The sequence below is a fragment of the Polaromonas sp. genome, from assembly GCF_043778355.1.
Taxonomy (GTDB): Bacteria; Pseudomonadota; Gammaproteobacteria; order Burkholderiales; family Burkholderiaceae_C; genus Polaromonas.
In genome coordinates this window covers 1-13657 of sequence record NZ_JAYWHI010000014.1, presented here as the reverse complement: position 1 = coordinate 13657, position 13657 = coordinate 1, and the positions used below count along the sequence as shown (strand labels likewise).

At 62.1% G+C, this 13657-nt stretch carries 11 protein-coding genes; 5 read left to right on the top strand and 6 right to left on the bottom strand.

The window, feature by feature from the left end; all coding sequences use genetic code 11:
• Positions 1 to 695, bottom strand: a 695-nt coding sequence (gene mnmH, locus ACH2CW_RS02435; protein WP_395055260.1) for a tRNA 2-selenouridine(34) synthase MnmH, incomplete at its 3' end; no start/stop codon positions are given.
• Positions 692 to 1399 carry an arylesterase gene (locus ACH2CW_RS02430; RefSeq protein WP_395055259.1) on the bottom strand — a complete coding sequence of 236 codons (708 nt, stop codon included), beginning with the start codon at positions 1397 to 1399 and terminating at the stop codon, positions 692 to 694. The genes mnmH and ACH2CW_RS02430, both read right to left, overlap by 4 nt.
• On the opposite strand from ACH2CW_RS02430, the gene ACH2CW_RS02425 reads away from it, so the two are divergent.
• Entirely contained in the window at positions 1398 to 2120 is a 723-nt protein-coding gene (locus ACH2CW_RS02425; RefSeq protein ID WP_395055258.1) for an ABC transporter ATP-binding protein, read from the top strand. The two genes, ACH2CW_RS02430 and ACH2CW_RS02425, sit on opposite strands and share 2 nt — an antisense overlap.
• A 228-nt stretch (positions 2121 to 2348) precedes the next feature.
• Positions 2349 to 3014 carry a DsbA family oxidoreductase gene (locus ACH2CW_RS02420; protein ID WP_395055257.1) on the top strand — a complete coding sequence of 222 codons (666 nt, stop codon included), beginning with the start codon at positions 2349 to 2351 and terminating at the stop codon, positions 3012 to 3014.
• Positions 3015 to 3021: 7 nt separating this feature from the next.
• On the opposite strand, the gene ACH2CW_RS02415 is transcribed toward ACH2CW_RS02420, so the two are convergent.
• The 3 genes from ACH2CW_RS02415 to argA form a co-directional block, all read right to left on the bottom strand.
• On the bottom strand, positions 3022 to 3459 hold the full coding sequence (locus ACH2CW_RS02415) for an OsmC family protein (protein ID WP_395055256.1): 438 nt from the start codon (positions 3457 to 3459) through the stop codon (positions 3022 to 3024).
• 248 nt (positions 3460 to 3707) lie between these two features.
• A complete protein-coding gene (locus tag ACH2CW_RS02410; RefSeq protein WP_395055255.1) occupies positions 3708 to 3944 on the bottom strand; it encodes a hypothetical protein in 237 nt (78 codons plus the stop codon).
• Between the two features lie 133 nt (positions 3945 to 4077).
• Positions 4078 to 5424 (bottom strand): amino-acid N-acetyltransferase, encoded by a 1347-nt coding sequence (argA, locus tag ACH2CW_RS02405; protein ID WP_395055254.1) that lies wholly within the window; start codon positions 5422 to 5424, stop codon positions 4078 to 4080.
• A gap of 126 nt (positions 5425 to 5550) precedes the next feature.
• Here argA and ACH2CW_RS02400 point away from each other — a divergent pair, with 126 nt between their 5' ends.
• The 3 genes from ACH2CW_RS02400 (at position 5551) to ACH2CW_RS02390 (ending at position 12913) form a co-directional block, all read left to right on the top strand.
• Positions 5551 to 6774: a GGDEF domain-containing protein gene (locus ACH2CW_RS02400; protein WP_395055253.1), complete on the top strand. Its 1224-nt coding sequence runs from the start codon at positions 5551 to 5553 to the stop codon at positions 6772 to 6774.
• Positions 6775 to 6940: 166 nt separating this feature from the next.
• Complete coding sequence (hrpA, locus tag ACH2CW_RS02395; protein ID WP_395055261.1) at positions 6941 to 10828, top strand: ATP-dependent RNA helicase HrpA; 3888 nt, start codon at positions 6941 to 6943, stop codon at positions 10826 to 10828.
• Positions 10829 to 10861: 33 nt separating this feature from the next.
• Positions 10862 to 12913: a tetratricopeptide repeat protein gene (locus tag ACH2CW_RS02390; RefSeq protein WP_395055252.1), complete on the top strand. Its 2052-nt coding sequence runs from the start codon at positions 10862 to 10864 to the stop codon at positions 12911 to 12913.
• A gap of 84 nt (positions 12914 to 12997) precedes the next feature.
• Here the strand turns inward: ACH2CW_RS02390 and ACH2CW_RS02385 are convergent, their stop codons facing one another.
• Entirely contained in the window at positions 12998 to 13156 is a 159-nt protein-coding gene (locus tag ACH2CW_RS02385) for a DUF3309 family protein (protein WP_395055251.1), read from the bottom strand.
• Positions 13157 to 13657: the final 501 nt, after the last annotated feature.

Here is a 13657-nt window from a genome sequence, read left to right as displayed (position 1 = left end):
CCTTCCGGCACGGCCACATTGCCGACCTTTTTGCTTTCGCTTTCGATGTAGACCGGGCGTGCCGGGTCAAAGCCGCGCAAGGCCGCCCAGACCCGGCTGTCAAAGGCCTTCTGGCTCGGTTGCGGCACGCCGGGAATCATGCCGAGCACCGAGCTGCGGTGCTTGGCCAGGCCTTCCAGGTCCAGCACCTGCGCGCCCTGGGCGACCAGCGCATGCAGCAGCCGGGTTTTGCCGGCGCCGGTGGGGCCGCACACCACCCGGTACTGGTGCCGCGCCGCCAGTTGCGGCAGGTCGGCCACCAGCGCCGCGCGAAAGGCTTTGTAGCCGCCGTCAACCAGCGTCACCCTGAAGCCGATCTGGTCCAGGATCAGCGCCAGCGAGCCGCTGCGTTTGCCACCGCGCCAGCAGTAGATCAGCGGCTGCCACTCACGCGGTTTGTCCAGCACCTCGCGTTGGATGTGTACCGCGATGTTTTTGGCGACCAGCGCCGCGCCCAGCTTTTTGGCCTCGAACTGGCTGATCTGCTTGTAACGGGTGCCGACGATCTTGCGTTCCTCGTCGTTCAGGCTGGGCCAGTTGACGGCGCCGGGCAGGTGGTCTTCAGCGTATTCGCCCTCACTGCGGGCATCGATGACATCGGAATAATCGGCCAGGCTGGCCAGTGCCTGTTCGGCAGAGATCCGTTCCAGGCTCACTTGAGAAGCTTTTTGAGCTCGGGCCAGACGTTGGCCAGCATTTTGGCCTGCGCTTGCTCATTCGGATGGATGCGGTCCGCCTGGAAATTGCCGGTCGCGTCGTCCACGTCGGCCACACCCTTGAGGAAGAAGGGCAGCAGCGCGACTTTTTCGGCTTTGGCGACCTGGGTGAACAGGCCCGAGAAGGTCGCGCCGTAAGCGCCACCGTAATTGGGCGGCACCTGCATGCCCAGCAGCAGCACCTTGGCGCCGACCTTTTTTGCCGCCTGCGTCATGGCCCGCAGGTTGGCCTCGGTCATGTTCAGCGGCAGGCCGCGCAAGGCGTCGTTGCCGCCGAGTTCGATCACGACGACCGTGGGTTTGTGCTGGGTCAACAGGGCCGGCAGGCGCGAACGGCCCCCGGAGGTGGTGTCGCCGCTGATGCTGGCGTTGACAACACGCACGGCTTTTTTGTCGGCAGCAAGTTGTTTTTCCAGCAGCGGCACCCAGCCGGTGCCGCGTTTGAGGCCGTATTCAGCACTCAGTGAGTCGCCGACGATCAGCACGGTGTCACGGACGGAGGCCGGCGTCTGGGCCTGCACCAGCAGTGGCGCAACGGCAACAAGCGCCACCAACAGCGCGCCCAAAGGTTTTAGCAGGCGCACAGCCGCAGCGCGGGCAAGCTTGGTAAAGTCTGAACTCAAGTTTTCTGACAAGGCTGACATGTTTGAACCTGCGGTTAATGTGCCGAGTGACGCTGCTTTGCCGTCCACTCCTTCTTCAATTATTTCCGTAGAGCACGTTTTCAAGAGCGTGAGCGATTCAACTGGCACATTGACCATTTTGCGCGATATCCATTTCGCACTGGCGGCCAGGGAGACTGTGGCGATTGTGGGCGCCTCAGGTTCGGGCAAAAGCACCTTGTTGTCCATCATCGCCGGGCTGGATACGCCGACCCAGGGCACGGTGCATCTGGCCGGCCAGGACCTGTTTGCGCTCAGTGAGGACGACCGCGCCGCGCTGCGGGCGCAAAAGGTCGGTTTTGTGTTTCAGAGCTTTCAGCTCATGGGCAATCTGACGGCGCTCGAAAACGTCATGCTGCCGCTGGAACTGGGAGGCGCGAAAAACGCCCGTTCGCAGGCCACCGAGATGCTCAAGCGGGTCGGGCTCGGCGAGCGGCTCGGCCACTACCCCAAGGTCTTGTCGGGCGGCGAGCAGCAGCGGGTGGCGCTGGCGCGGGCCTTTGTGGTCCAGCCGGCCTTGCTGCTGGCCGACGAGCCGACCGGCAGCCTGGACTTCGCCACCGGCGAAACCGTGATGGCGCTGATGTTCGAGCTGAACCAGGAACTCGGGACCACGCTGGTGCTGGTCACGCACGACCGCGGCATCGCGGCGCGCTGTGAGCGCCGCATCACGCTGGAAGCCGGGCAGGTGGTTGCCAATTGATGATCAAAAAGGCCAGTAGCCCATGACTGTCGGTCGTAGGATGCTACATTTTTGATAGTGAAAGTATGTTGGCAAGAGGTGCGCCGAGCAGTTGGAATGGGGTTGTCGCATGAACCTCCGATGCAGCCTGGGGTCGAAAGTGCTTGAAGTTTCCGGTCTGACGCCGCATGTTACTGTCTCCTGGCCGTCATACAAGGCGGTTTTGCCCACCACCACGAAGACCCTGCCATGACCCCAGCCTCTGCAGCTACCTTGAAGATCGATTTTGTCTCCGACGTGTCCTGCCCCTGGTGCGTGATCGGCCTGAAGTCACTCGAAGAGGCGCTGAGCCGGGTCGGCGACACGGTGAAAGCCGACATTCATTTCCAGCCCTTTGAACTGAACCCGAAGATGCCGCCCGAGGGCCAGGACATTGGTGAACACTTGGCCGAGAAATACGGCTCCACACCCGAGCAGTCCCAGCGCAACCGCGAGATGATTCGCGCGCGAGGTCAGGAGGTCGGTTTCACTTTCAGCATGGACAAGCGCGGTCGCATTTACAACACCTTTGACGCGCACCGGCTGTTGCACTGGGCAGGAGAAGAAGATCAGGGTCTGCAGCAGGCGCTCAAGGAAGCGCTTTTCAAGGCCTATTTCACCGACGGCGAGAACCCCGGTGCCCATGAGGTGTTGGCGCGGGTGGCCAGCGAGGTTGGGCTCGACGGGGATCGCGCCAGGGCAATCCTGGGTTCGGATGAATATGCCGACGCCGTGCGTGAGCGGGAGCAGTTTTACCTGCAGCATGGCATCCACGCGGTGCCCGCTGTGATCATCAATGACACACACCTGATTTCGGGCGGTCAGCCGGCCGAGGTGTTTGAACAGGCCCTGCGGCAGATCGCTGCCGCCGGCTAAAGGACCCTCAGTTCCTCAGCGTGGCCGCCAATGTGATCTCGGCCACGCTGGCCAGTGCCTTGGACAGCGGGCAGCCACGCTTGGCGGCCTCGGCGATCTGTTGAAACTGACCTGGGTCGATGCCCGGCACTTTCGCATCCAGCGTCAGCGTGATCCGGTCGATCACAAATCCGTCGCCGTCGGGCACCAGCCGGACTTTGGCCTGGGTGTCCACTTGCTCTGTGGCGTAACCTGCCTTGTCGCAGGCAAAGGAAAAAGCCATGGTGAAACACGCAGCGTGCGCCGCGCCCAGCAGTTCTTCCGGGTTGGTGCCTTTGCGGTCGTCTTCAAAACGGCTGCCGAATCCATAGGGATAGTCTTTCAGCGCGTCAGTCTCGGTGCTGATCTGGCCCTGGCCTTGTTTGCCTTGGCCCTCCCAGTGCACGCTGGCGGTTTTTTCGGTCATGGAGTGTCCTTTGGATGATGTGATGAATCGCGGGCCACGCTGTGCATGGCCACGCATTTACTCTGCCGAGCCGGAAATTGGAAAGGCGTGAGACATCATCGCCAGCAGACGCTGGTCTTTTCCTACGCAGTTACAGCGGGGCAGCGGCGCATGCGTATGTGCTGACGGATTTTTTGACGGGGACCGATACGCCCAAGCCCTTGGCCTGGAGACGGCGTTGGGACCATACGCTTGCGCGCAGCCGACTCTCAGGATTTATCTTGCTTGGCTTTCAGCGCAGCCAGTTGCATTGCCCTGATCCGTTCGAGTTCTTTTCCGTCTTCGGTCCAGGTCTTGAATTCCTCGGGGCTTGGTGGCAAGCCTCCTTCGGTATAGGCGGCGATCTTTTTAGACAAGGCCGCGTACCGCCATTTGATGCGTTGCGCCCGCAATGCTTCCAGAAAAATGGCGTCGCGTAATGCATCTTTTTTACTCGGCGGTGACATGCGCGATATTTTGCCAATGTCATGCCTTGTGTAAGTAAAAAACTCTACTCCGGATACAAAATGGATCTCGTCCTACACGACGAGAAGGTGATTGACTCCGCCTGTTTGGCGCCGGTGCGCCGTAGAGGAAGGTCTACAGGTTCTTGACCAGCACCAGACTCTTGCGGTTGATGTTGTACTTGCGCTTGCGCGCTTCCGGCAGCCAGTCCGGGTCCACCTGCACAAAGCCGCGTTTGATGAACCAGTGCATGGTGCGTGTGGTCAGCACAAAAATGCTTGTCAGGCCCATGCCGCGCGCGCGCTGCTCGATGCGCTTGAGGATGCGTTCGCCGTCGCCCTGGCTCTGGCTGTGTGGTGACACCGTGAGTGCCGCCATTTCTGCGGTTTTGGCTTCGGGGTAGGGGTAAAGTGCCGCGCAGCCGAAGATCACGCCGTCGTGTTCGATCACGGTGTAGTGGTCGGCATCGCGCTCGATCTCGGTGCGGTCGCGCTTGACCAGGGTGCCGTCTTTTTCGAACGGCGCTATCAGTTGCAGGATGCCCCCCACATCGTCAGCGGTGGCTTCGCGCAGGCTTTCGAGCTTTTCGTCGATGACCATGGTGCCTATGCCGTCGTGCACATAAATTTCGAGCAGCAGTGCACCGTCCACCGCAAACGGCAGGATGTGGCTGCGTTCCACGCCCGATTTGCAGGCCTTGACGCAGTGCTGCAGGTAAAACGCCGTGTCGGTTGGCTGGGTCGGGTTGGGCAGGCTGACCAGCAGTTTTTCCGCGGCGGCCAGCGGCAGCTCGGTGTCTATCGGGTTGTCTTCACCCTCGGGCTGGTCCGGGCTGGTGCGGATGCCGGGAATTTCGGTCAGGAAGATCAGCTTGTCGGCCTGCAGCTCAATGGCCACGCTGGTCGCGACTTCTTCCATGGTCAGGTTGAAGGCTTCGCCGGTGGGGGAAAAACCGAAAGGTGAGAGCAGCACCATGGCGCCGAAATCCAGCGTGCGTTTGATGCCGGCGGTGTCAACCTTGCGCACCAGGCCCGAATGTTTGAAGTCCACGCCGTCGACAATGCCGACCGGGCGGGCGGTGATGAAGTTGCCCGAAATCACGCGCACGGTAGAGCCGGCCATCGGTGTGTTGGGCAGGCCCTGGCTGAAGGCGGCCTCGATCTCGTAACGCAACTGGCCGGCGGCTTCCTGCGCACAATCCAGCGCCACGCTGTCGGTGATACGCATGCCATGGGAGTATTTGGCCTCATGGCCCTTGGCCGCCAGTTGTTCATTGACCTGGGGCCGAAAGCCGTGCACCAGCACGATCTTTACGCCCATGCTCTGGATCAGCGCCAGGTCCTGCGCCAGGTGCTGCAGCTTGCCGGCGGCAATCGCCTCGCCCGCGATGCCGACCACGAAGGTCTTGCCGCGGTGCAGGTGGATGTAAGGCGCCACCGAGCGAAACCAGGGGACAAAGGTGAAATTGAAGACCGCAGACATGGGCGCGCTTTCGGGTTGCAGGAGGAGGCGTTTGGCCAATGGCAGTGAGTGTAAGGGAGGACACGGGTTTTCATCGACGTGAACCCCCTCGCCGCAGCGACTGCTTCGCCGGATAATGAACCACGCATGGACAAACTGGCCTATGGGTTCTGGGGGTGTTATTTCGGAATGACCGCACTGATGCTGGCCGGTTCCGCGATGGCGTTCAACCGTTCGCTGCACCGTATCTCGCTCAACGCCGGGTTGTCTGCAACGGCGTCCGGGTTGTTTGTACTGGCGTTTCTCGGTGCGCTGCCGATTCCGGACCCCGACACGTTGTCGCGCGTTTTGGCGCATGTGGCGATAGCGGCCTCCTCGGCGCTGGCTTATCTGCTGTTTTCGATTGTGGGCGCGCTGGACGATCACCAGGCGCGTCGGCGCGCGCAATGCGCACTTGCGGCGCTCGCGCTGGGCGGTGTGGCACTGGGCTGGCTGTTGCCTGCCGTTCGAGCGCTGGCGGTGGGTGTCGGCATCGCCTGGTGGCTCGGGTTGGTGGCTCTGGGCGTGGCACTGCGCAGCGCCTGGCGCGGGGAGCGACTCGCCTGGCGGGCATTTTTCGCCGTGCTTTTCCTGTTGATCGTGATGATTGGCCTGGGCTTGATTGCGCTGGCGCGCGGGCAGGTGCCGTGGCAGGTGCATGCTGTCAGCGCGCTGGCTGGCACCGCCTATCTGACCTTGATGGCGTCGGCATTGTGGGTGCGCTACGCCTACCTGATCGAGCTGAACCAGATCATGGCCCATGGCCCGAGTTATGACCCGGTGACCCGCATGCGGTCTCATACCGAAACCGGACAAATGATCGTCAACGCCTTCAAACACCAGCGCGATCAGCCGATGGCGCTCGGCATTCTGTTTGTGAGCATCGGCAATTTGTATGCGCTCGAAAAACTGCACGGTACCGCAGCGATGAACCATGCCCTGTTTGTTTGTGCCGGGCGCTTGCGGCAGGTGGTGCCTGCCCAGTTTGAGTCGGGACGGTTTGGCGAGGACGGTTTTTTGCTGCTGCTGCCCGAGTGCAGGGACAGCGGCCAACTGATCAAACTGGCGCACCGGCTCGGGCCGCGCATGGCGAAAGCAGTCACGCTGAACACCAGCGTGGATACCACCAGGCGCGAAAGCGAACAAACCCGCTGGCGGGCGGACCTGGGCATTGGCGTGTTGATGGTGTCCGACCCGGCGGCCAAAGTCTCTGCCACGCTGGCCACGGCACGCGCCATGTCATGCACCGCCATGAGTTATGCGAGCCGCGTGGCCTGGTTTGACCATGCCAGCGGTGAGGCGGTGGAGCTGCCATCGCCCCGTACGTCCTGAGCCGACGTTTCGTCGTGCCGGCCTCCCGAGCGCTTGTCTGCACCGATAATTGCGGGCTTATTCAGGAAGTCTTCCCTTGCCGCTTTTGCCCGTGTCCGTCCCCTTGCAGATCGATTTCCCCGAGTCCTTGCCCGTGTCGGGCAAACGAGCGGAAATCACCGCTGCCATGCAGGCCCACCAGGTGGTCATCGTCTGCGGTGAAACCGGCTCGGGCAAAACCACCCAGTTGCCCAAAATCGCGCTGGCCATGGGCCGGGGCAAACTCAACTACCCGGTCGGCCAGGGCAAGCTGATCGGCCACACCCAGCCGCGCCGGATTGCCGCCTCCAGCGTGGCCAAACGGATTGCGGAGGAGCTGAAAACACCGCTGGGCGACGTGGTCGGCTACAAGGTGCGTTTCCAGGACCGACTAAGCCGTGACGCCTCGGTCAAGCTCATGACCGACGGCATTTTGCTGGCTGAAACCCAGACCGATCCGCTGCTGAAAGCCTACGACACCATCATCATCGACGAGGCGCACGAGCGCAGCCTGAATATCGACTTCCTGCTCGGTTATCTGCGCCAGTTGCTGCCGCGCCGGCCCGACCTGAAAGTGGTGATCACCTCAGCGACGATTGATGCGCAGCGGTTTGCAGATTATTTCGCGTCGAGTACGCCGCCGCCGGGCCACCCCCCCGTGGGAGGCAGCGACGACGCGCAGCGCGGAGCGTGGGGGCCTGTGACGCCGGCGCCGGTGATTTTGGTGTCCGGGCGCATGTTTCCGGTCGAGCAGCGTTACCGTCCGTTTGAGGAGTCGCGCGACTACGACCTCAACGACGCGATCGCCGATGGCGTGGACGAACTCTGGCGCAATCCGCACAGCGCCGGTGACATCCTCGTCTTTTTGCCCGGCGAACGCGAAATCCGCGAAGCCGCCGACCACTTGCGCAAACACCTGGCGCACCAACCGCTGTTTCGCAACGCCGAGGTGCTGCCGCTGTTTGCGCGCCTGAGTCAAGCAGAGCAGGACCGCATTTTTGACGGCCACACCGGCAGACGTATCGTGCTCGCCACCAATGTGGCCGAGACCTCGCTGACGGTTCCGGGCATCCGTTATGTGATTGATGCCGGCACGGCGCGCGTCAAGCGCTACAGCTTCAGGAACAAGGTCGAGCAGTTGATGGTCGAGCCGGTGTCGCAGGCCGCCGCCAACCAGCGCGCCGGCCGCTGCGGCCGCGTCGCCGACGGCATCTGTATCCGGCTCTACGACGAGCCCGATTTTTTGGGCCGGCCACGTTTTACCGACCCCGAGATCCTGCGCAGCTCGCTGGCGGCGGTGATTTTGCGCATGAAGGCGCTGCACTTGGGCACCATCGAAAGTTTTGCCTTTATCGAGCCGCCTCAGGGCCGTGCCATTGCCGACGGTTACCAGTTGCTGGCCGAACTCGGCGCGGTGGACGATGACAACGAACTCACGCCGGTGGGCCGCAACCTGGCCCGCTTGCCGCTGGACCCGCGTGTCGGGCGCATGATCCTGGAGGCCCGGGACCGGCAGGCGCTGGACGAGGTGTTGGTGATTGCCAGCGCGCTCAGCGTGCAGGACGTGCGCGACAGGCCCATGGACAAGCAGGCGCAGGCCGATCAGGCCCACGCCAAGTTTGACGATGAAAAAAGCGAGTTCAGCGGCTACCTCAAGCTCTGGAAATGGCTGGGTGATGTGCGCGGTGGCCATGGCACCGACCACAAGCTGTCGAATCGCCAGTACGAAAACCTCTTGAGAGATAACTATGTCAACATTCGCCGCGTGCGGGAGTGGCGCGACATCCACTCGCAGTTGCACAGTGTGGTCGGCGAACAGAAGTGGGTCTTGAATGACAAGCCGGCCAGTTACGAGCAACTGCATTTGTCGATGTTGTGCGGCCTGCTCGGCAACATCGGCATCAAAAGCGATGAGGATGACTGGTACCTGGGCGCACGCGGCATCAAGTTTTACCGGCATCCGGGCGCCAAGCTCAGCAAGAAGCCGGGGCGCTGGATTGTGGCGGCCGAGCTGGTCGAGACCACGCGCCTGTTCGGCCGCGGCATCGCCAACATCGAGCCGCAATGGGTCGAGCAGGTGGCCGGGCATCTGCTGAAAAAGCAGTTGCTGGACCCGCACTGGGAAAAGAAAGCCGCCCAGGTGACCGCGCTGGAACGCGCCACGCTGTACGGGCTGGTGATCTACAACGGCCGGCGCGTCAATTTCGGGCGCGTCGATCCGGTGACGGCGCGCGAAATCTTCATTCGCGAAGCGCTGGTGGCCGGCAACTGGGACACCAAACTGCCGTTTCTTCAGGCCAACCTGAAACTGATCCAGCAGGTGCAGGACCTGGAGCACAAGGCACGGCGCCAGGACGTGCTGGTCGATGAAGAGCTGATTTACGCCTTTTACGACCAGCAGTTGCCGGCCAACATCTGCACCGGGGCGGCTTGCGAGCACTGGTACAAGGAGGAAGTCAAAAAGCAAGCGCAACTGCTGCTGCTGTCCCGCGAGGAGTTGATGCGCCACGAGGCGGCGGGCATCACCACGCAGTCTTTCCCCAAAACGCTCCGGCTGGGGGGCGTCGACTGCCTGGCGACCTATCTGCATGAACCGGGCGACGCCAAAGACGGTGTGACGGTGGATGTGCCACTGTTTGCGCTGAACCAGGTCAATGAAGAGCGCTGCGAATGGCTGGTGCCCGGCATGCTCAAAGACAAGATCCAGGCGCTGATCAAGACCCTGCACCAGCGGCCGCGCTCGCGCCTGGTGCCGCTGCCCGACACGGCGTCGCGCATGGCCGCCGAGCTGCAGCAGCCAGAGAAGTTCGGCGCCGGTTCGCTGACCGATGCGGTGCTCAAGCTGGTGCGTGATGCGACCTCGCTGGACATCAAGCGCAACGACATGAAGCTGGAGATGCTGCCGCCACACTTGTTCATGAACTTCCGTGTGGTGGACGAACATGGCCGCCAGCTCGGCACGGGTCGCAACCTGGGTGCGCTCAAGGGCGAACTGGGTTCGCAGGCGCGCGGTGCCTTCCAGGCGCTGGCCGGGCTCAAAACCCGCGCGGCGCCGGAAAACAGCCGGAATTCAGAGTCAAATCGGCCTCCAGCCCATACCGGGCGGGCGCAAGCAGCTCCTGAAAACATAGCAAATCAAAAGCCGCAGCCGGCCCGCACGCCTGAGCGCTACACCGGCTGGAGTTTTGGTGAGCTGCCGGAACTGATGGAAATCCGCAAGGGCAAACAGACCCTGATCGGCTTTCCGGCGCTGATCGACCTCGGCGACGCCGTCACCATCGAGGTGTTTGATGAGCCCGATGTCGCTGCGGCCAAACACCGCGCCGGCCTGCGCCGGCTGTTCTCGCTGCAGATCAGGGACGCGCTCAAGTACCTTGAGAAAAACCTGCCCGATCTGCAGAAAATGGCCACGGCCTACATGCTGGTCGGTCGTGCCACCGACAACTCGGGCGGCGGCACGCTGGAAGAGTTGCGTGAGCAGATCATCGAGGTGGCGCTGGACCGCGCCTTTCTGCAGGAGCCGCTGCCGACCTGCGAGCTTGATTTCAGAAAACGCATTGATGACGGGCGCGGGCGCCTGACCCTGATCGCCAGCGAGGTCGCACGTCTGGCGGCAACCATCCTGACCGAGTTTGCGGCGGCCCAGCGCAAGATCAAGGACAGCAAAAACGCCGCCGAAGCATCCCAGGATGCGGCCCAGCAACTCCAGCGCCTGGTGCCCAAACGCTTTCTGACGGCCACGCCGTATGCACAACTGCAGCACTTCCCGCGTTACCTCAAGGCCATCACCCTGCGGCTGGAAAAGTGGCGCGCCGACCCGGCCCGTGACGCCGCGCGGCTGGCCGAACTGCGGCCGCAGGAGCAGCGCTACTGGCGCCTCGTGGCCGAACGCAAGGGCGCGGCCGATGCGCGCCTGCAGGAGCTGCGCTGGTTGATCGAGGAATTGCGCGTCAGCTTTTTTGCGCAGGAGTTGCGCACCCCGCAGCCAGTCAGCATCAAGCGGCTGGACAAGGCCTGGCTGCTGCTGACCCATTAATTCAGACAACACTTTCATTCGACACAGCTGACCATGAAGCACAAGTCCGGAAAGCCGCCTCAAGCGAAACCCAGTGGCGCCCCCCCCACGCAGGTGCAGGCGCAGGCCAGCCTCGCCCTCGGCCTGGCCTTGCATCAGCAAGGGCAACTCACCGAAGCGCGGGCCAGTTACCTGCAGGTGCTCAAACTGCAGCCCCGGCATTTCGACGCGATGCATTTGTTGGGAGTGATTGCCGCGCAGACAAGAAATTTCGCCCAGGCTCTTGAATGGTTTGATCAGGCCATTGCAGTTAACGCGGGCCATGCTTTTGCCTTCAACAACCGGGGTAATGTATTGAGGGATCTGCGGCAGCCCGAAGCAGCGGTTGCGAGCTATGACCAGGCCATTGCGCTCAATGCGGACTATGCGGAGGCTCACAACAGCCGCGGCAACGCCTTGATGGACCTGGCGAAACCGCGGGATGCACTCGACAGTTTTGACAAGGCCATTGCGGTCAAAGCCGACTACGCCGAGGCGCACACCAACCGGGGAAACGCCTTGTTGGCCTTGAGGCGAGCCGAGACTGCGATCGAGAGTTACAGCCAGGCCATCGCGCTCAAGCCAGACTATGCCGAGGCCTACAGCAACCGAGGCGCGGCTTTTGCGGCGCTCAATCAGTTCAGCACTGCCATTGACAGCTACGACCAGGCCATTGTCTGCAAACCCGACTATGCGCAGGCGTATTTCAACCGCGGCAATGCTTTCCGGGAGTTGAAGCAGCCGCAGGCGGCCCTTGAAAATTATGACAAGGCCATCGCGTTGAAGGTGGACTATGCCCAGGCGTACAACAACCGCGGCAGTGCGCTCAGGGACCTGGGGCGTTTGGAAGCGGCCCTGGAGAGTTATGACAAAGCCGTCGCGTTGAGGGCCAACGACGCCAAGGCGCATAACAACCGTGGCAACGCCCTGAGCGATATGCGGCAGTTTCGCGCGGCGCTGGAAAGTTACGACCGGGCCATCGCGGTCAAGCCGGACTATGCCGAGGCCTATAACAACCGGGGCAGTGCGCTCAGGGACTTGCAACAGTCACTGGCGGCGATGGCGTGTTACGACAAAGCCATTGCGCTACAACCCGACTTTGCCAAAGCGCACCTCAACCGCAGCCTGTGCATGTTGCAGATGGGTGATTTTGAGCGCGGTTGGGAGAGTTACGAATGGCGCTGGAAAGATGAAGCCCTGCAAAAAAGCGTGCGCCAGTTCAGCCAGCCTCTCTGGCTGGGCGCAGAGCCCCTGCACGGAAAAACAATCTTGCTGCATGCCGAACAGGGGTTTGGCGACACGCTTCAATTTTGCCGCTACGCCAAGCGGGTGAACGATCTGGGTGCACGCGTCATTCTGGAGGTTCAAGCGCCATTGGCGGGGCTGCTGGCCCAACTGGACGGGGTGGCACACGTCCTCAAGCGCGGCGAGCCGCTGCCCGCGTTTGACTGCCACTGCCCTTTGTTGAGCCTGCCTTTGGCTTTCAGGACACGGTTTGACAATTTGCCAGTTGCTGTCAGCTATCTGGCGCCGCTGCCGGGCACATTGGCGCCATGGGCAGCCCGTTTGGGTGAAAAATCCAAGCCCCGCGTGGGTCTGGTCTGGAGTGGAAGCGCTACCCACAAGAACGACCGCAACAGAAGTGTGCGTTTGTTGGAATGGCTGAAGTTTCTTCCCGAAGGCCTGCAATATGTCAGCCTGCAGAAGGAGACGCGCACCGACGACAAGGAAACGCTGGCGCAGAATCCGCGCATTGGCCACTTCGACGAGGACATCAAGGACTTCTCCGATACGGCGGCGCTTTGTGCCCTGATGGATGTGGTGGTCAGCGTCGATACCAGTGTGGCGCATCTAGCCTGTGCGCTGGGCAAGCCGGCATGGATTGTCTTGCCGCTCAACCCGGACTGGCGCTGGCTGCTCCAGCGCAGCGACAGTCCCTGGTACCCCTCCGCGACGCTCTACCGGCAGCAGACGGCGGGCGACTGGGACGGTGTTTTCAGACGCATCAGTGCTGACCTGGGGCAACTTGCCGGCCCCTCGTTATCACCGCTTGCTGAAAAAATCTGAAAGTCCGGTCTCGCCTTTTGCGCCGAGACATTAAAAAAGGGACCGACTTGGAAGCCGGACCCTTTTTATGAAGATGCTGGAGTGTTAAATCCGGCCCATCAGCAGCAGCACGATCAGGATGATGACGACCAGACCCAAGCCACCGCTGGGACCGTAGCCCCAGCTTTTGCTGTGGCCCCAGGTTGGCAGTGCGCCGACCAGGATCAGGATGAGGACGATGAGCAGGATGAGGGAAATCGACATGTGGCACTCCTTGTTGTGTGTGCAGTGATTGTTGAGCGCCGCCCGGCTCAAGCCGGCAGGAAGGTGCGCTGCTGCACCGTCAGGGAGTTCCTACAGTTGACGCAGGAAAGCGGCTCGCGCTGCCGCGTTTCCTCGCGCTTGCTGCAATGGTCGACTGTCATCCCGGACCCCGGATCAAGTCCGGGGCAGGCCCGATCCGGGATCCATGTTGGCTAGCTCGTGTAGTGTGGTTTGCCAGCAAGCCGGGGGTTGCCCGGCGGCAACTCACTTTCTTTTTGCGTCGCCAAAAAGAAAGTGAGCAAAGAAAAAGGCGACCCGATGGTCTGGGTCCTTCCGCTTCGCTCCAGGCAGCCTGCGGTGCTCGACAAAAGCGGGGTCTTGCTCGAACTCGCCTTCGGCTTATATGTTATGGGTGTCGGGGTGGAGGGACTCGCTTCGGATTCGGCCGCGGCAGCGGACCGACAGTTTTGAGATTTCTCCCGCCCCACCTTCCAACGTCGA